Source organism: Burkholderia sp. SIMBA_051 (assembly GCF_046534915.1).
GTDB lineage: Bacteria > Pseudomonadota > Gammaproteobacteria > Burkholderiales > Burkholderiaceae > Burkholderia > Burkholderia ambifaria.
The window spans coordinates 48,851-66,326 of the sequence record NZ_JAWRXS010000019.1; the positions used below are offsets into that span (position 1 = coordinate 48,851).

The window sequence follows — 17,476 nt, forward strand, 5'->3', positions numbered from 1 at the left end:
CTCAAGCGCCCTCTTTTATTTTCATCTTGGCGACTTGAGCACCATCCGGATACTTTTTCGGGCTGTCCGGAGCCCGCGCATCCAGCACGTAGCTCGGGTCGTCAATCCAGCCGTGCGCCACCTCAGTGTTCAGTTGAGCATAGAAAGCATCGATCTCGCCGCCGAATCGCTGCCACAGATCGCGGGCCGACATCGCACCATTGTGGCGGGCCAGGATGGTAGCCAACGGAGCCTGGACCTTCACATCGGGAGGCACACCTAGGCACAACGGGGCGATGAGTTCGGTTTGCGGGGCTTTCACGGGGGTCTCTTCCTCTTGTTCGAGGGTGATGCCGGTGAGGGCTGCGATGGCTGCAGTAGTAAGACGCTCAGCGGTCTTTCCCGCATCACGAAGTTGCTTTTCAAGCTCATCGCAGAGCCGCATAAGTTGCTTCACACGAACAACGATGCGTGCTTGCTCCGGCACAGGTGGAACAGGAATTTCAAGCTGTTTTAGCTTTGCAGCCTTGATGCCTTTTGCCGTCATTCCAGTAGAGTTTCTCTCCAGCAAATCCTGGAATGTTGGCGACAATACGAAATACATTGCACATCGCGTATTCAGGTCTGCAAATGGTTGCAGATCAATAATACGTTGCGCAAGTGCAAAGTTCGGCTGGTCTTCGATCAACGCAACATTTCCGAGCGGCGCTTCCGTTGTGAAGAGGAGATCGCCAATTCTTGGAAAACCGCGCGTCATCCACTCCGAATACGACTTCTCTGATATGTATTCGATTGGCTCTCGATTGAGGCGCCCAGGTCGAACGTTCTTAGCCGTAACGAGAACAACACCACTTTCTGTCTTAGTCGGTGTTTTTCCTCGATAGTCGATGAACTGAAATAGCTCGTCGAGAGAAATTCTTGTCCAATGTTCCGGGACTACGAGATCAAGCTGAATAACATCAGTGGCTCCCGCAGTTTTTCGCTTCATCTCCCCGGATGCCAAACGACGTGCTTTTGCTTCTCGGCTACGCAAGACAAACTGGTCAACAGACTCGTCATCCGGTGATTCTTCGCTTAGATAGCCGGCTACAGCCAAATCGAGAACGGTTGCGCGCAGTGCATCAATATCCTCTGGCTCCCTGAACAAGCGTCCGAAGTTAGCATGTAGCCGTTGCCAGCTGTCTTGCAGCTCGTGCGGACTTTGGGCGCTAACCAAGGCTTTCACGGTGGACTGGCGCAGGGCGTTCTGCAGCTTGCGGCGTTCTTTCTGTTGCGCCTCAAACTGATCGCACAAGGTCATCAACTCATCGACTTTGGCTACGATGCGGGATTGTTCCCTTTGAGGCGGGAATGGGAACAGGGCCTCACGTGCTGAATCAGTGCCAAGCCGAGGGAGGTTCAATCCATAAGTCGAACCGTTGGCATAGGAGATGAAGTAAGGCGACTTCAGATACCAACGCAAATACCCGGCCTCAATGTTTTCGAAAAACGAAATCGGACTGATCTCCGTTGTACAGACGCCAGCAGAGTCGGCTATCAGCACCTTGTCGAGGTAAGGACGCAACTTTCCGTACAGCACAGCCCCAGCAGGAAAGCCATTTTTAGTGCTCTTGAACTTGCGCTCGCGTGCCAGCACCTTGGACAAAAGTTTTGAGGTGCCTTTCTCGATGTCTTCCAGCTCAAGTACCCACGTTTCCTCGTTAACATCCTCGAACTCAATCTTGGGCGAATCACCGTAGTTTGTAACGTAGCCAAGGCGAGTCCACGCCCAGCCGTCTGGCAGAACCCACGGCTGTTCGCCCTTGGCAACTTGCCTTGGATCTAGTTGTCGCTTGATTGCTTTTTGGGCAACTAACGCGTTCCGACGCTCTCTGTTCAGTTCGATCAAGGCACCTGCCGAGGCGTCACCCGGCACGCGTTCCGAAAGTCGACCAGAGATAGCGAGCTGAAGCACCAACTCTCGCAACCGCGCCACGCCCCCCGGCGCATCGGCGATATGCCCAAACTCCGCCAAGAACTGTTGAGCATCCATCAAATGTCCTCGCTGACGAAGTGGTGCGCCAGTGCGGCGGCGAGCTCGTTCTTTAGTCGGTTTTCGGTTTCGTCGATCTGACCGAGCAGGGTCTTGTACTTCTCCAGCAACACGTCGGGATCGTGGCTTTCTTCTTCCGGCGCATTGGGATTCTTCAGGTCCAGGTTGTAGATGGGCCAATAGAGGCGGTCACCAGTGGCTTGGGCGTCGCGGGCTTGCAGGCGCAAGCCTTCGGCTTGCTGACGCAGCATCTCAATCTTGTCCTCCACAGACCGACGCTGTTTGGCGTCGTTCACACCCTTGATGGAGTCGCGCTCACCGCGGATGTGGTTTTCCAGGGCGCTAGCTTCATTGCCCAAGTGCTCGGCGCGGTCCCAATGTGGCTGCGCCGCGGCCTCGGCCTGCTCGCGCTTGGTCTTGAAATCCACCTTCCAGGCGAATTCATTTTCCACGCGGTCGGCAAAGTCGTTGGCCTCACTCCCCCACCAGTCCTGCTCGGGCTTAAACTCTTCGAACCGGATGGGTTTGGTCTTGCTGTAGCTCTTGTAGCCCGCCGGGTACGGGTGCTCGTAGTACCAAATGGTGTCGGTGTGGAAGTGCTCGGTGCCATCGTCCACTACCGTGCCCTTGGTGAAGAACAGCAGGTTGGTCTTGATGGTGGTGTAGGGGGCGAACACGCCCTTAGGCAGGCGCACGATGGTGTGCAGCTTGCAGTCGCGCAGCAGCAGCTTTTTGAGCGTGGCCTTGATGCCGTCACCAAACAAGAATCCATCGGGCAGCACCACGGCGGCGCGGCCGTTTTCCTTCAAGAGCTTCTTGACGATAAGGGCCATGAACATGTCGGCCGTCTCGCGAGTACGCAGGTCGGCGGGATAGTCGCTGCCCACGCCGTCATCCTCATAGCCACCGAATGGCGGGTTGGTGATGACGCAGTCCACCTTGTCGTTCGCGCCCCACTCGTTCCACCCGATAGCCAGGGTGTTTCTGTGCTCGATCTGGCTAGGCACATCGATGCCATGCAGCAACATGTTGGTGGTACACAGCAAGTGCGGCAGTTGCTTTTTCTCGATGCCACGAATAGCTTCTTCGATGGCCTTTTGCTCTTTCGTGCCCGACTTGGTGGTTCGTTGATTTCGCAAGTGGTCGATGGTGGACGTGAGAAAGCCACCGGTTCCACACGCCGGATCAAGAACAATCTCCTTGTCTTTCAACCGCGGATCGACGCGATCCACCATGAACTGCGTAATGGCGCGCGGTGTGTAGAACTCGCCCGCGTTGCCGGCGCCGCGCAGGTCATTGAGCAGCTGTTCGTAGACATCCCCCAGATTGGCGCGCGTCTTGAAGTCGTGAAAGTTAATGGCTTCTTCCAGCTTCTCGACCACGGCCAGCAGCTGGGTGCCGGACTTCATGTAATTGTTGGCGTCCTCAAAGACGCTGCGGATCACCTTGTGCTGGGCGCTGGCATTGGCGTCCAGCTCCTTGAGCGTGGGGAACAGCTCGTTGTTAACGAAACTGATGATCTCGCTCGCCGCCTTCTGCGGGGCCTTCTTGCCGTCTTTACCAGCCACATAGGCGGCCCATTTGCGCCAGCGCATGCACTCGGGCAGCGGGGATTTGTACTTGGGGTTGTCGTCCTCCCATTCCTCTTCGCGCTGGTCGAAGACCTTGAGGAAAAGCATCCAGGTGAGCTGGCCGAGGCGCTGGGCGTCGCCGTCGACACCGTCGTCCTTGCGCATGATGTCTTGGATGGACTTAATTGTGCTGCTGAGGTTCATCTCGTTGTTCTCGTATCACGAGGCCTGAAATAGGTCAGGCCTGTTTCCGTTCGCTCTGGTCGTACAGCGCTTGTTCGAGAGTCTGTACGGCCTGGGTGTATTGTTCGACGCTGCCGAAAATGCCTCGCCGGATCTGCGTCTTGCTGCCGAACTGATCGAAAGGCGGTAATTCCAGCACCTTGGCGTCTTCGATGTCCTGTACGCCGTGGTCGGCAAATTTGTCGAGCAGGGCTTCGAGCACGGCGCGGGCTTGTTCGCCATACTGGCCAAACACATCGCGCTTCTTGACGTTGTTGGCGCGCTCGCGACGGGTCAGCGGCTTCTGGTCGAAGGCGACGTGGGCGACTAGATCGAAGAAGTCGAGCTCGGGGCCGTTGGGCACGGCCTGTTGCAGGACGTCCAGCGGCACGCCGTGGTCGGCCAATTCTTCCAGCACGACCTGCTTGCGCTCGGCGCTGTTCCAGCGGCGCAGGAAATCGGTGAGGCTGCCAAACTCGGCTTGCAAGGCCTTCTTGATACCGTCCTTTAACAGGACGCGGTAATCCTCGGTGATGAGCTTACCGTCGGCACCGAGATACTGCGAACGCTCGACGGCGACACGTACGTTCACGTCGTCGAGCACGTACTTAACCCGACCTTCTCCGCCACCACCGGTAGTGCCACCGAATAGTGTGTCATCGCCGTCCGTCGTATCGGAGCTAAAGGGCGGCGGCTCACGTTCGCCTGTGCCGGACGCGTCAATGGCTTCCGGCGGCACCACAGGGTCATCGGGCTTGGGTTCATAAATCACCACCGGTTCGCCGTCAAAGTCTGGGTCGGCGAACAAGCGCGTGGCGCCCTTGAAATCCATGATGGTGAAGTAGAGTTTCTGATAATCCTCGCGCAGGCGTGTGCCGCGTCCGATGATCTGCTTGAACTCAGTCATCGAGTTGATATTTTGGTCCAGCACGATGAGCTTGCAGGTCTTGGCATCCACCCCAGTAGTGAGCAGCTTGGACGTAGTGGCAATGACCGGATAAGGCTCGTCGTTGTCGATGAAGTAGGAGAGCTGGGCCTTGCCTTCGTTGTCGTCACCGGTGATGCGCATCACGTAGCGTCGGTTGCTGGTCGCAGCTGGAATGACCTTCACCAGCTCCTGACGCATGCGCTCGGCGTGGTCCTGGTCACCGCAAAAGACGATGGTCTTTGCCATCGGATCTGTAGCTCTTAGGTATTCCCAGACCTTGCTGGCCACCAAGCGGGTGCGCTTTACCAGTACCAGATTGCGGTCGAAGTCCTTGGTGTTGTAGAGGCGTTGTTCGACTGTCTGGCCGAGCTTATCAACCTTACCCTTTTCAGGCGTGTAGCCCACTGCATCGACATCGGTGGCAATGCGGATGACCTTGTAGGGTGCAAGAAAGCCATCCTCAATACCCTGCTTGAGCGAGTATGTATAGACTGGGTCACCAAAGTAGGTGCTGTTGCTGGCCTCCTTGGTTTCCTTGGGCGTAGCGGTCAAGCCGAGGTGAGTGGCGCTGCTGAAATAGTCGAGCACGTCGCGCCAGGCGGAATCATCGGCGGCACTGCCGCGGTGGCATTCATCGATCACCACTAGCTCGAAAAAGTCCGCCGGGAATTGGCGGTAGATCTGCTTCCAGTCCTCACTGCCCGTCACGGCTTGGTAGAGCGCCAGATAGATCTCGTAGTTCTTCTTGACCTCGCGATTGGTGACCTTGTGCATCACCTCGCCAAACGGGGCGAAGTCCTGCTGCATGGTCTGGTCGACAAGGATGTTGCGATCAGCCAAGAACAGGATGCGCTTCTTAGCCTTGGCCTTCCACAGCCGCCAGATAATCTGGAAGGCGGTGTAAGTTTTGCCCGTGCCGGTGGCCATGACCAGCAGCACCCGTTGCTGGCCTTTGGCAATGGCTTCGATGGCGCGGTTGATGGCGACACGCTGGTAGTAGCGTGGCTCCTTGCCGCTGCCATCGGTGTAGAAAGGCTGTTCGACCAGCTTGACGGCGGCGGCTTCGGCAAGGCCTTTCCACTGCTGGTAAAGCGGCCACAAGTCATCCAGCGACGGAAATTCGGCGAGCGAGAGTTCGCGCTCGGCGGGTTGCGTCAGGCCTGTGCGGTCATGTAGAAGGAAGCCATCGCCATTGCTGCTAATGGCAAAGGGTGCATCCAACATCTCGGCATAGGCCAAGGCTTGTTGCATGCCATGCCCCAAAGAAAATTTGGCCTGCTTGGCTTCAACAATCGCAATGGGGACATTGGGTCGGGCGTAGAGAACGAAATCAGCGCGCTTGGGGCCGCCTTTGGCGTCAGGGTTTTTGACGCGTGCAGCAAGCTTGCCGCGCACCATCACGCGGCCATCCGTGAGTTTCACCTCCTCACGGAACTGGTCCTGTTGCCACCCGGCCGCCCGAATGGCAGGGGTAATGAACTTGGTGCAGATATCTCGTTCGCTTAGTTCGTGCTTATCCACCCGGTTCTCCCCTCGTTCTGCCGCTGACTCCCCTTGCCTAAAAAATGCCTCGATCAATCACTTGCCGCGGTGGTGTCCTCATCCGGTGCGTATTCCAGAAGATCGGCGACGTTGCACTGGTAGTGCCGACAGATGGCATTGAGAGTCTCAAGATCAATGCGCGCCGAGGTCTCGCGATAGAGACCTGTGACCGTATTACGCGACAAGCCCGTTGCACGAAGCAAGTCGACGATCTTTTCCTTGTTCTCGCCCATCAGGCGCGACAGATGAATTCGAATCACTTACGCACCAGTAGCAATGAGATCAAAAGGGCCACGAAACCGTCAACTAGGTGATGATTTCTATTATCAAGTTTACCATAGTGCACGGATGTGGCCCCTGACCGGCCGGTTCGAAGGTGGAAAATGACAGGAACGTCTATGCGATAGCTCGAAGCCAACAACCGTTCATGGCCGAACATTGCCCGACGTCGGCAAGGCTGCAATTGATTGCAACCGCGCGCGGCCTCCCGCTCCATTGCACTCGACGATCATGAACCCATCGCGATTCGGGGCCGATCGTGCTCTCAGAGCTCAACCTTGCAAGGGAAGAGGGATTACTTGCGCCCCTTGTTTTGCGCGGTCCAGATAGTCCGCCCATTCTTGCATCATCATCCGGCGCTCGCTGAGGAACTTCGTTCGATTGTAGGCGGTGCCAAGGTTGTCGGGTACGCGGTGGGCCAACTGGTGCTCGATCACTTCGGGCTTGACGTGCAACTCCTCGTGGAGGATGGTGCGCGCCATTGCCCGGAAACCGTGCCCCGTAATCTCCGTCTTCGTGTCGAACCCCATTCGTCGCAACGCAGCATTGATCGCGGCCTCGCTCATGGGCTTCCGGAGATCTCGTCCTGGAAAGACATGTTGGCGCTGCCCTGTAAGCTCGCGCAGCTCGCGCAGAATCGCCACGGCTTGCTTGGATAACGGCGTACCGGAATATCTGTCCGCAGTTCTGCAGCGCCCTATGAGCCGTATCGTGTGCGCCGCGCTCCTCGATCCGGCGCAGCACCGTCAACAGTTGAGGGGCGGTGACTTCGGCAACAGGGTGCTTACCGAGCCAGGGGAAGACGTCCCGTTCAAGTCGTTGAATGATCTTGTCGGCATGGCTCGTGGCCCAGCCGGGCGCGTATCGGGCAAACCACTCGCGGGCAATCACTTCGAACGAATTGGCCGTCCGCTCCAGGGTTGCTGATTTCTGGGCCTTCTTGGCGTCGCCCGGATCTACACCGTTCGCCAACTGTTTCCTGGCAGCGTCCCGACGCTCCCGGGCATCTTTCAAACCGACTTCGGGGTAAACGCCTAGGGAGATACGCTTTTCCTTCCCGCCGAATCGGTACTTCAACGCCACCACTTGCCTCCGGCCGTGGCGATCTCAAGATAGAGACCACCGCCATCGAACAGACGAATCGGTTTTTCGCCCGGCCTTGCGCTCTTGATTTTGACGTCGGTGAGGGCCATACAGCACCTCCTGGGGGCAAGTGCTGGCGGGGGCAGGTGAGTTATCCCTAATGTTGCCCCCGTCTACACCAGGATTTAAACGGATGACAAAGGATAGTATAGGCGACAAAAAACCCCGCGAGCCTTACTGGCTGCGGGGTTTCAGGATACAGTCGGATGACCGCGAAAAATGTTATTGGTGGAGCGGAGGAGGATCGAACTCCCGACCTTCGCATTGCGAACGCGACGCTCTCCCAGCTGAGCTACCGCCCCAACAGACAACCATCATACACATGCATTTCCGCGCTTGGCAACAGGGCTTGCGTCACCCCCGGCGCGTCACTTCGACGGCGCGCCGGCCAGCACCCATTCGACCACGGAACGCAGATCCGCGTCGCTCAGGCGCGGGTGCGCCGGCATCGGAATCGCGCCCCAGACGCCGGAGCCGCCGTCCTTCACCTTCTTCGACAGCTTCGCAACGGCCTGCGGATCGGACTTGTAGCGGGCGGCGATGTCCTTGAACGACGGGCCGACGAGCTTGCGGTCCACCGCGTGGCAGCCCATGCACGCATTGCTGCGCGCGACCTTCAGGCCGTCGCCGACGTCCGCGTGCGCGGTGCCGAGCGCACCAGTTGCGAGCGCCGCGGCCGCGGCGCCCTGCACGAACCACTGCCTGATTCTGATTTGCATCGACTTCATTGCGGCGTTGCCTTCGGGTTGCCCGGATGCACGCTCGACGAATTCGAGATCGGCGCGGGCGGTTGCAGCGGGGCGGACTGCACCGATGCATCGGGCACCGCACCGACCGTCGCGGCATCCGCGGGCGCCGCGGCGGCCTGCGCGTCGGACGCAGTGCTCGGCGACGCAGCCTGCAACGCCTGCGCGTCCTGCGGCTTGATGTACTGGAACACCTTCACGACCTTCTCGACGCCCGGCACCTGGCTCGCCGCAGCCGCGCCGCGGTTGCCTTCGTCGACCGTCACGAGACCCAGCAGGTAGATGTTGCCGCGCTCGCTGACGACCTTGTAGTAGTTCGCCGACAGCCCCTTCGTCGCGATCAACTCGGACTTCACGCGCCCTTCGAGGTACGAGTCGTTCGCGCGCGACGACAGCGACGATGCCGGCTCGACCGACAGCTCGTTGACGATCGCGCTCACGTTGTTGATGCCGCGCACGATTTCCTCGGCGCGCTGCTTCGATGCGTCGTTCGGCACTTCACCCGTCAGCAGCACGCGGCGGTTGAACACCGTGACGTTCACGTGCGACTGGTCCGGCAGCCCGTTGTTGATCTGCGTGAGCGACTTGACCTGGATCTCGCGATCCTCGGTCTGCGCGCCGAGCGTACGGCGATCGGTCGCGATCAGCGCGCCGCCGCCGGCCGCCGCACCCAGCACGCCGAGCACGCAGCCCTGCAGCGACATCGCGAGGCCCGCCGTCAGCGCGGCGAGCAACGTGGTTCTGACGAGCGTCTGTTTGACGCGGCTTTGATTCATCGACGGCTCTCCTTCGTTCAATCCTCACCCAGCAGCATCGCGTCGATGCCGTCGCACAGGCAGTGGATGGTCAGCAGATGGACTTCGTGGACGTGCGCCGCACGCGAGGCGGGCACGCTGATTGGAATATCGGTATCGGACAGCGCGGCCGCGACAGCGTGGCCGTCACCGCCCGTCAGCGCGACGACGGTCATCTCGCGCTCGTGCGCCTCGTCGATCGCGGCAAGCACGCGCGGCGACGCGCCGCTCGCGTCGAGCACCAGCAGGATGTCGCCGGTCTGCCCGAGCACGCGCACCTGCTGCGCGAACAGCTGATCGGCAGCGGCTGCGCCGGTGAGGCCGCCCTGCGACGCATCGGTGGCCAGCGCGATCGCCGGCAGGCCCGGACGCTCGCGCTCGAAGCCGCCGACGAGCGACACGGCGAGGTAGTGCGCGGCGGCGGCCGACAGGCCGTCACCGCATGCAACGATCTTGTTGCCGTTCGCCAGCGCGGCGAACATCGCGTCGACCGCGGCTGCGATCGGCAGCGACAGCGCATCGGCCGCTTCGGCGTGAAGCGCGGCGCTGTCGCGAAAATGTTGCTGAATACGTTCGACTGACATCGATTCCTGGTGAACTGGGCGCGTGGCACGCAGCACGCAACGTCATGGGTGCGGCGAGTTTACCGCACTCCGGCACCGTCTCCAGCGGTATGGCAAGAACTCTTTACATCTCGTCACAGCTCGCGGCTACACATCGTCGGCACGAAATGCGTCATGCAGCCACTCGAGCCGGCCGGCCTCGAACGCGACGACGTCGAACCGGCACGCGGCGCCCTTGCCGTGCCGCACCCAGAAATGAAGCGCGGCCTTGACCAGACGACGCCGCTTGCGCCAGCCGACGCTCGCGGCCGCGCCGCCGTGCCGAGTGCTGCGCCGCGCGCGCACCTCGACGAACACGAGCGTGCCGTCGGGCGTGCGCATCACGAGATCGAGCTCGCCGCCGCGCATCGTCACGTTGGCCGCGACGAACGCGAGACCGCGGCGTTCGAGGAACTGCCGCGCACGCTGCTCGAACGTCGCGCCCACCGATCTGGATCCCGCCGCGCCGGAAAAGTTGCCGCCGCCGGGCGACAAACCGTGCCCGCTACCCGGCGCGGCCGGCGCCGCGTGGCACAATGCCGTCCTTGTTCCGCTTGCGCCGCGATTGCGCGCATTGCCTGCCATGACTGCCCTCCTCGAACTCGCGCAAACGCAGCACTACCCGGACGCCGCGCTCTACGTGGTCGCGACGCCGATCGGCAACACCGCCGACATCACGCTGCGCGCGCTGCACGTGCTCGGCCTCGCCGACCGCATCGCGGCCGAAGACACCCGCAACACGGGCCAGCTGCTGGCCCGCTACGGCATCTCGAAACCGCTCGTCGCCGTGCACGAGCACAACGAACGCGAAGCGGCGCTGCGCGTGATCGAACTGCTGCGCGCCGGCGAACGCGTCGCGTACGTGTCGGACGCCGGCACGCCCGGCATTTCGGACCCGGGCGCGCGGCTCGTCGACGCCGTGCGCGCGGCCGGCTTCCCGGTGATTCCGCTGCCGGGCGCGAGCGCGGCCGTGACCGCGCTGAGCGTCGCGGGCGACTGGGCCGGCGCGTTCACGTTCGCGGGCTTCCTGCCGCCGAAGGCGAAGCAGCGTGCGAACGCGCTGCAGGCGCTCGCGCGGCACCCGTACGCGCTGGTGTTCTATGAAGCGCCGCACCGGATCGCCGACACCGTCGCCGCCCTCGCCGACGCGTTCGGCCCCGCGCGCCGGCTGCTGATCGCACGCGAGCTCACCAAGCTACACGAGCAACTGTTCCAGGGCACCCTGGCCGAAGGACAGAGCTGGCTCGACGGCGATGCGAACCGGCAGCGCGGCGAGTTCGTGCTGGTCGTCGAAGGCGCGCCGGCCGACAGCGGCGAAGCCGACGACACCGCGCACGACGCGCTGCTCAAGCTGCTGCTGGAAGAAGTGCCGGTGAAGAGCGCGGCGAAGCTCGCGGCCGCGCTGACGGGCGCGTCGCGCAACACGCTGTATGCGCGCGCGCTCGTGCTGAAGGAAGGCTCGAACGAAGACTGACGGGCGAGCGCGGGCGGCACGCGCCGCCCGACCCGCGAAAACGCAAAAGGGCTGCCCGAAGGCAGCCCTTTTTGCATCAGCGGACGAACCGCCGCGTTACTTCGTCGATAGCGACGCGAGCATTTCGTCGCGTGCTTCACGTGCTTCCTGCGGCGACAGCCCTTCGATCTTCACGCGACCCGTGCCGGAGTGCACGAGACCGATCATCCTGGCAGCGGCATACGACAGGTCGAGCACGCGGCCGCGCTTGTACGGCCCGCGATCGTTGACCTTCACGACGACCCACTTGCCGGTCGACGAATTCGTCACCTTGATGTACGAGGACAGCGGCAGCGTGCGGTGCGCGGCGGTCAGCGCGTTCATGTTGAAGCGCTCGCCGTTCGCGGTGCGCCGGCCGTGGAAATCCCGGCCATACCACGATGCCCGGCCCGTCTGGCGGAAGTCGGACACGTCCTTGCCGTCGATCGGCTCGGCGTCCGCCAGCGACGACTTCTTCGCGTCCTTGCTGTCGGCAGCCGGCATCGACGCCAGCGCGGAATCGAAACTCAGTTGCTGCTTGTCGTCGTCCGCCTTGGCGGCCGCGGCCGTCTTGCTGACCGCGCTCTTCTGGTTGATGCTGCTGGTCGTCTGGCTGGATGGCACCGCACAGCCCGTCAGCGCGAAAAATAATGCAATGGTCCCGAATCGAGTCGGAAAACGTAAATTCATCGACGTGTCGCCTTGTGGTTCGGGCCGCACCGATACAACGCTGCTCAACAACGCGGATACACGGCCCGGACGGCAAATGCGGGCACGCCCCGCTCGGATGCGAGCAGGCGGCTAGCATGGGCGCGGCTTTCGTCTGTGCCGCAACCGTCCTGATTAGTTTTCACGTCTGGCGCAACCTGTCCCCGGCAGCCTGACCAGACCCCACATGCCGCCATCGAACATGGCTTTCACGTTCGCGCGCGTCGCGTACAGCCAACGCACAGGAACGGCGGCACAGGCCTCATCCGGCGGCGCGGCAGCAGGGCCGCAGACGGGCGCGCAGCACCCGGCCGGACAAGACGTGAGCACCGAATGCCCGGTGCTGGATACACCGCCGGACTCCCCGGCGGTCGATGCTTGACGGTGAATTCGATGCCCTCATTTAACGGGGTCGAAACACCAGCGAATTGCGTGAAATTCACGCGCAATGGGCGGCATTATACATAAATCAAAACGTCATCTCGAAAAGGCGCCCGCCCGGACCATTGATTCTCTCTATGGCGGCAACAATCGGGATGCTCCGGGATTGCCCGCACGCGTGCGTCCGACGCTGCACCGCACGAGCGGCGGGCCGCGCGCGCGACCGGTACAATCGCTCCTTTTAGCCGCCGGTGCCTCCATGAAAGTCACGCTCATTCCGGTCACGCCGTTCCAGCAGAACTGCTCGCTGGTCGTCTGCGAAAAGACCGGCCGCGCCGCCGTCATCGATCCGGGCGGCGATCTCGAACGGATCGAAGAGGAGATCGCGCGGCAGAACGTGCAGCTCGAGAAGGTGCTGCTCACGCACGGCCACATCGATCACTGCGGCGGCGCGAAGGCGCTCGCGACGCACTACGGCGTGCCGATCGTCGGGCCGCAGGAAGACGAGCGCTTCTGGATCGAGCAGCTGCCGACGCAGAGCCAGCGCTTCGGCTTCCCGGCCGCCGAAACGTTCGAGCCGGACCACTGGCTGAACGACGGCGACACCGTGCAGGTCGGCGACGAGACGCTCGAGGTCTATCACTGCCCGGGCCACACGCCCGGCCACGTCGTGTTCTTCAGCCGCGCGCATCGCGTCGCGATCGTCGGCGACGTGCTGTTCGCCGGCTCGATCGGCCGCACCGATTTCCCGCGCGGCAACCATGCGGATCTCGTGCGCTCGATCAAGGAGAAGCTGTGGCCGCTCGGCGACGACGTCACGTTCGTCCCAGGCCACGGCCCGGTGTCGACCTTCGGCGACGAGCGCCGCACGAATCCGTTCGTGTCCGACAAGGTGTTCGGATGAACCAGACCGCCATTCCCGAAATCTACGTCAGCACCGACGTCGAGGCCGACGGCCCGATTCCCGGCCCGCACTCGATGCTGAGCTTCGCATCGGCCGCCTATACCGAGGACAAGCAGCTGATCGCGACGTTCTCCGCGAACCTCGAGACGCTGCCCGGCGCTCACGCCCATCCGGTGCAGGAAGCGTGGTGGAAGACCGAACCGCAAGCGTGGGCCGCGTGCCGGCGCGACCTGCAGGCGCCCGAGGCCGCGCTCGTCGCGTACGTCGAGTGGGTCGAGGCGCTGCCGGGCAAGCCGGTGTTCGTCGCGATGCCGGCCGGCTTCGATTTCACGTTCATGTTCTGGTACATGATGCGCTTCACCGGACGCTGCCCGTTCTCGTGGTCGGCGCTCGACATCAAGACGCTCGCGTTCGCGATGACGGGCCTGCCGTACCGCAAGGCGATCAAGCCGCGCTTTCCGAAGCACTGGTTCGACGATCATCCGCACACGCACGTCGCGCTCGACGACGCGATCGAGCAAGGCACGCTGTTCTGCAACATGCTCGCCGACCTGCGCCGTCAGCAGGCAGCGCTCGCAGGCCTCGCGGTGTCCGATACCGACCGGTCGGAACAGGCGGGGGCGGGACAAAATCCCACGGATCCGCGCGCAAATTAGAGAATCCCGCTCACCGGCACGCCGCCAGATTGCCTTTCCTTTCCCGGCCCTCTAACATTGAGCATGTTGTAGCTGCCGCATGGAGGCGCAGGTGACGCTCGATTCCTTTTCGCAAAAAATCCTTCGCCTGTTGCAGCTCGACGCGCGCCGTTCCGTACAGGAAATCTCCGACCAGGTCGGCCTGTCGAGCACACCGTGCTGGCGCCGCATCAAGGACATGGAACAGTCCGGCGTGATCCAGCGCTACACCGCGCTGCTCGATCGCGAGAAGCTCGGCCTGCACGTGTGCGCGCTCGCGCACGTGCACCTGACCCGCCACAACGAAGGCGGCGTCGAGCAGTTCGAGCGCGAAATCGCGACCTGCCCTGAAGTCACCGAGTGCTACAGCACGACGGGCGAAGCCGATTACATCCTCAAGATCGTCGCGCCCGACATCAAGGCCTACGACGTCTTCCTGCACGAACGGATCTTCAAGATTCCGGCCGTGTCGCAGGTGCGCACGAGCGTCGTGCTGCGCGAAATCAAGTTCGACACGCAGTTGCCGCTGTAACGCGCGGCCCGCGGCCGCCTGCGCCGCTCACGGCTGCGCGGGCAGCCCGCGCGTGAATCCGATCCGGCGCGCGCCGAACTGGCGCTTGAGCGTGTCGACATCGAGCCGGCCGGCCAGCGCCGCGTCGGTGTCGCCCGCGCCGGCGTCCAGCGTCACGTCGATCTCGAGCCCCGTACTCAGGTAGTGCAGGTTGATCGCGGCCGGATGCAGCCCGCGCTGCGCGAGCGCGGCCTCGAGCCGTGCCGCGATCTCGGCGCGCGGCGGCAACGCGAGCGCCGGACGGCGCGCCACGTCGTTCTCGGGGTCGACGTGGATCAGCGCGTCGAGCACGCGCGGGTCGCGCAGCACGCGCGCACGCGCGGTTTCCGCGATGTAGTGCCCTTCGGATACGGAGATCATCGGATCGACGAGGATGTGCGCGTCGACGAGCGCCGCATCGCCCATCTTGCGCGTGCGCAGCTCGTGCACGTCGCGCACGCCCGGCGTGGCCACGAGCAGCGCGCGGATCTCGGCCGACGCGGACGTGTCGAGCGCGCGATCCGACAGGTCCTGCAACGCGTCATAGCCGAACGTCCAGCCCATGCGCGCGACCATGAAGCCGACGATCGCGGCAGCGATCGGGTCGAGCAGGCGTACGCCGGCGAGGCTGCCGACGATGCCGATCGCGACGACGAGCGACGATGCGGCGTCCGAGCGCGCATGCCACGCGTTCGCGACGAGCATCGCCGACCGCACGCGCCGCGCCTCGCGCAGCATGTAGCGGAACAGCGCCTCTTTCGACACGAGCACGGTCAGCGCGACGATCAGTGCGGAGAAATGGACGGCCGGGATGTTCTCGAGGTTCACGAGACGGTTGCCTGCGCGCCAGAGCATGCCGATACCGACCGCGATCAGGATCGCGCCGAGGAACAGCGATGCGACCGTCTCGTAGCGGCTGTGTCCGTAATTGTGATCGGCATCCGGCGATGCACCACTATGGCGATTCGCAACCAGTACGACAAAATCCGAGATCAAATCGGAAATCGAATGGACGCCATCGGCAATCAATGCCTGCGAATGCGCAACCACACCCACGGCGATCTGAAACGTCGCAAGCACCACATTCAGCACGATACTGACGAGGGTGCTCTTGCGCGCCACCGTGTGCTTATCCGCGCTTTGCGCGTCGCCAGAAAACGTGGACATGAAATACGAGATATCGGTTGGGATATGGAATTCTATCAAACGGCGGCCGCGAGGCATTCGAGTAACACGAAATTTTCCATTTAAATCAACCGCTTATGCGAACGGGTCGCATTTTCATTCACGCACGCTTTCTGACATTTTCATGACAATCGCGCAACCACTCGGATGCCACAATGCAAAAAGCCGCGCTCCTCGACGGACACGCGGCTCTTTTTGAGGCGACGACTTAAACAGATGTTTAAATCGTGAACTGTTCGCGGTTCTTGCCGGCGATCCAGCGCGGCGGCTTGCCGCGGCCCGACCACGTCGCGCCCGTTTCAGGATCGCGGTACTTGGCGGCCACGCCTGCGCGCGGGCGACCCACCTTGCCTGCCTTCGCGCGGTTGAGGCCGAGTTCGGCGAGCGAAAAGCCGTAGTCGGCAATTTTCTGCTTCACGTCATTCAGCACTTCGGCGTATTCGCGCGACTTCGCTTCTTCGATTTGCTTCTCCAGCTTTTCCCGCTGGGCCAGCAGGTCCTTGTAAGAAGACATAGTTTCCCTTTCTATATGATCAATGGCGCCGGTCTCAGCCAGCTCACCATTCATGGAATATTTGTGCCTCGGATTTTCGAAGGCAGAGATTAGCACAAAAAAGATTTGATAGAAGCGGGATTCATGGAAATCCCGAGACCAATTGTAATTCACGCATGTCATTTTGACCGGCAACGGCCTTTTCTCAAATTTTCATGCGCTTGCATAGAGATTAGGACATTACCGATTCCGGTAATAGGGCTATCAACATACGCAATTACCCTGCATTCTGGAAAATCAAACCTTTCATCCCGCGACAGGTTTGGTTAAATCGTATGGCGTGGTTCGCCGTACAGACAAATCGGCATGCGCGGCGTCACGTCACATCCGCCGCGCATGCGATTAACCGCTCGCGCAGCGCGCCGGCGTCGCCCGGCAGCGGATCGAACGGCGTGCGGACGCGGCGGCCGTCGCAGCGCCAGTCGGCGCCGTGGCGGTCGACGCCGAGCAGGTCGAGCCCGTCGCGGCGCGCGCCGCTCGATTCGTACGCGTCCCACAACGCCCGCTCGTCGTCGAATCCGAGCGGCGGCAGTGCGTCGAGGCTCGTGCCGTCCACCCAGCCCATCCGGCCGAACCCGCCGATATAGCGCAGCCGCTCGATGTCGAGCGCCCAGAACGCGAAATCGCCGAGCGCGAGATAGCGCGCGGCGTCGGGCTCGTAGCGCGTATAGCGCGCGGCGACATGCGGATCGTCGCCGAGCGGCACGAAGCGGCCGAGCAGCGTCGCGCGCTCGGCGTTCAGCACGTCGCCGCCCGGCGCGTCGACGACGAGAAAGCCCGCGCGCGGATCGGCGGCGAGGTTGCGCGTGTGCTCGGCGAGGCCGCTCACGAGGATCACGGGCCGATGATTCGCGTCGGGTGCGAACGGCACGACCGTCGGATACGGAAAACCTTGCGGGTCGCGCGCGTGGGTCGCGAGCGTGCCCAGCGCGCAGCGGTGCAGCAGGTGCAGGGCAAGGGCGGGATCGATGTTCACGGTGACTCCTGCGGTCGGAAGGACTGGGCGGCAAGGATGGCGAAGGCGCGCAGCACGGGCAAGCTTCGGGGTACGCCGCCTGCGCATCGATGTTACCCGCGGCGGCGGCCGCCCGGGCATCGGCCGGATGGCTGATGCGGGTGGCGTGGGTGGCGTGGGTGGCGTGGGTGGCGTGGGTGGCGTGGGTGGCGTGGGTGGCGTGGGTGGCGTGGGTG

The 17,476-nt window shown here is 62.4% G+C and carries 16 protein-coding genes, 1 tRNA gene and 1 pseudogene; 4 read left to right on the forward strand and 14 right to left on the reverse strand.

Features of this window, described 5'->3' with window-relative positions; all coding sequences use genetic code 11:
* Window position 1: 1 nt before the first annotated feature.
* The 10 genes and pseudogenes from SB771_RS32565 to SB771_RS32610 form a co-directional block, all read right to left on the reverse strand.
* Window positions 2-2,011: a restriction endonuclease subunit S gene (locus tag SB771_RS32565; RefSeq protein ID WP_175661410.1), complete on the reverse strand. Its 2,010-nt coding sequence runs from the start codon at window positions 2,009-2,011 to the stop codon at window positions 2-4.
* Window positions 2,011-3,786 (reverse strand): N-6 DNA methylase, encoded by a 1,776-nt coding sequence (locus SB771_RS32570; protein ID WP_175661409.1) that lies wholly within the window; start codon window positions 3,784-3,786, stop codon window positions 2,011-2,013. The genes SB771_RS32565 and SB771_RS32570 overlap by 1 nt, the downstream gene beginning before the upstream one ends.
* A gap of 34 nt (window positions 3,787-3,820) precedes the next feature.
* A complete protein-coding gene (hsdR, locus tag SB771_RS32575; RefSeq protein ID WP_175661408.1) occupies window positions 3,821-6,253 on the reverse strand; it encodes an EcoAI/FtnUII family type I restriction enzme subunit R in 2,433 nt (810 codons plus the stop codon).
* Between the two features lie 53 nt (window positions 6,254-6,306).
* Window positions 6,307-6,534 (reverse strand): helix-turn-helix domain-containing protein, encoded by a 228-nt coding sequence (locus SB771_RS32580; protein WP_175661407.1) that lies wholly within the window; start codon window positions 6,532-6,534, stop codon window positions 6,307-6,309.
* Between the two features lie 291 nt (window positions 6,535-6,825).
* A pseudogene (locus tag SB771_RS32585) lies at window positions 6,826-7,746 on the reverse strand (tyrosine-type recombinase/integrase).
* Between the two features lie 176 nt (window positions 7,747-7,922).
* Window positions 7,923-7,998 (reverse strand) — tRNA-Ala (locus SB771_RS32590).
* A 66-nt stretch (window positions 7,999-8,064) separates the two neighbouring features.
* On the reverse strand, window positions 8,065-8,424 hold the full coding sequence (locus SB771_RS32595) for a c-type cytochrome (protein WP_105832031.1): 360 nt from the start codon (window positions 8,422-8,424) through the stop codon (window positions 8,065-8,067).
* A complete protein-coding gene (locus SB771_RS32600; RefSeq protein WP_105832061.1) occupies window positions 8,421-9,218 on the reverse strand; it encodes a BON domain-containing protein in 798 nt (265 codons plus the stop codon). The genes SB771_RS32595 and SB771_RS32600 overlap by 4 nt, the downstream gene beginning before the upstream one ends.
* A 17-nt stretch (window positions 9,219-9,235) precedes the next feature.
* The gene (locus SB771_RS32605; protein WP_105832030.1) at window positions 9,236-9,820 is read right to left on the reverse strand and encodes an SIS domain-containing protein; all 585 of its coding nucleotides are present in this window, start codon (window positions 9,818-9,820) and stop codon (window positions 9,236-9,238) included.
* Between the two features lie 126 nt (window positions 9,821-9,946).
* A complete protein-coding gene (locus SB771_RS32610; protein ID WP_105832029.1) occupies window positions 9,947-10,375 on the reverse strand; it encodes a YraN family protein in 429 nt (142 codons plus the stop codon).
* Window positions 10,376-10,421: 46 nt separating this feature from the next.
* Here SB771_RS32610 and rsmI point away from each other — a divergent pair, with 46 nt between their 5' ends.
* Window positions 10,422-11,312, forward strand: a complete 891-nt coding sequence (gene rsmI, locus SB771_RS32615; protein WP_165750715.1) for a 16S rRNA (cytidine(1402)-2'-O)-methyltransferase — start codon at window positions 10,422-10,424, stop codon at window positions 11,310-11,312.
* A gap of 96 nt (window positions 11,313-11,408) precedes the next feature.
* On the opposite strand, the gene SB771_RS32620 is transcribed toward rsmI, so the two are convergent.
* Window positions 11,409-12,020, reverse strand: coding sequence for a septal ring lytic transglycosylase RlpA family protein (locus SB771_RS32620; protein WP_105832027.1), 612 nt, complete (start codon window positions 12,018-12,020; stop codon window positions 11,409-11,411).
* 658 nt (window positions 12,021-12,678) lie between these two features.
* On the opposite strand from SB771_RS32620, the gene SB771_RS32625 reads away from it, so the two are divergent.
* From SB771_RS32625 to SB771_RS32635, 3 genes are all read left to right on the forward strand, one after another.
* Complete coding sequence (locus SB771_RS32625; protein WP_175661396.1) at window positions 12,679-13,323, forward strand: MBL fold metallo-hydrolase; 645 nt, start codon at window positions 12,679-12,681, stop codon at window positions 13,321-13,323.
* On the forward strand, window positions 13,320-13,979 hold the full coding sequence (locus tag SB771_RS32630; protein WP_011655707.1) for an exonuclease: 660 nt from the start codon (window positions 13,320-13,322) through the stop codon (window positions 13,977-13,979). The genes SB771_RS32625 and SB771_RS32630 overlap by 4 nt, the downstream gene beginning before the upstream one ends.
* Window positions 13,980-14,058: 79 nt before the next feature.
* Entirely contained in the window at window positions 14,059-14,529 is a 471-nt protein-coding gene (locus tag SB771_RS32635) for an Lrp/AsnC family transcriptional regulator (protein ID WP_006477376.1), read from the forward strand.
* 27 nt (window positions 14,530-14,556) lie between these two features.
* Here SB771_RS32635 and SB771_RS32640 read toward each other — a convergent pair whose 3' ends face one another.
* From SB771_RS32640 to SB771_RS32650, 3 genes are all read right to left on the reverse strand, one after another.
* Window positions 14,557-15,714: a cation diffusion facilitator family transporter gene (locus SB771_RS32640; RefSeq protein ID WP_175661395.1), complete on the reverse strand. Its 1,158-nt coding sequence runs from the start codon at window positions 15,712-15,714 to the stop codon at window positions 14,557-14,559.
* A gap of 238 nt (window positions 15,715-15,952) precedes the next feature.
* The gene (locus SB771_RS32645; protein WP_011655705.1) at window positions 15,953-16,246 is read right to left on the reverse strand and encodes an H-NS family nucleoid-associated regulatory protein; all 294 of its coding nucleotides are present in this window, start codon (window positions 16,244-16,246) and stop codon (window positions 15,953-15,955) included.
* Window positions 16,247-16,601: 355 nt separating this feature from the next.
* Complete coding sequence (locus tag SB771_RS32650) at window positions 16,602-17,261, reverse strand: HugZ family protein (RefSeq protein ID WP_175661394.1); 660 nt, start codon at window positions 17,259-17,261, stop codon at window positions 16,602-16,604.
* Window positions 17,262-17,476 lie beyond the last annotated feature (215 nt).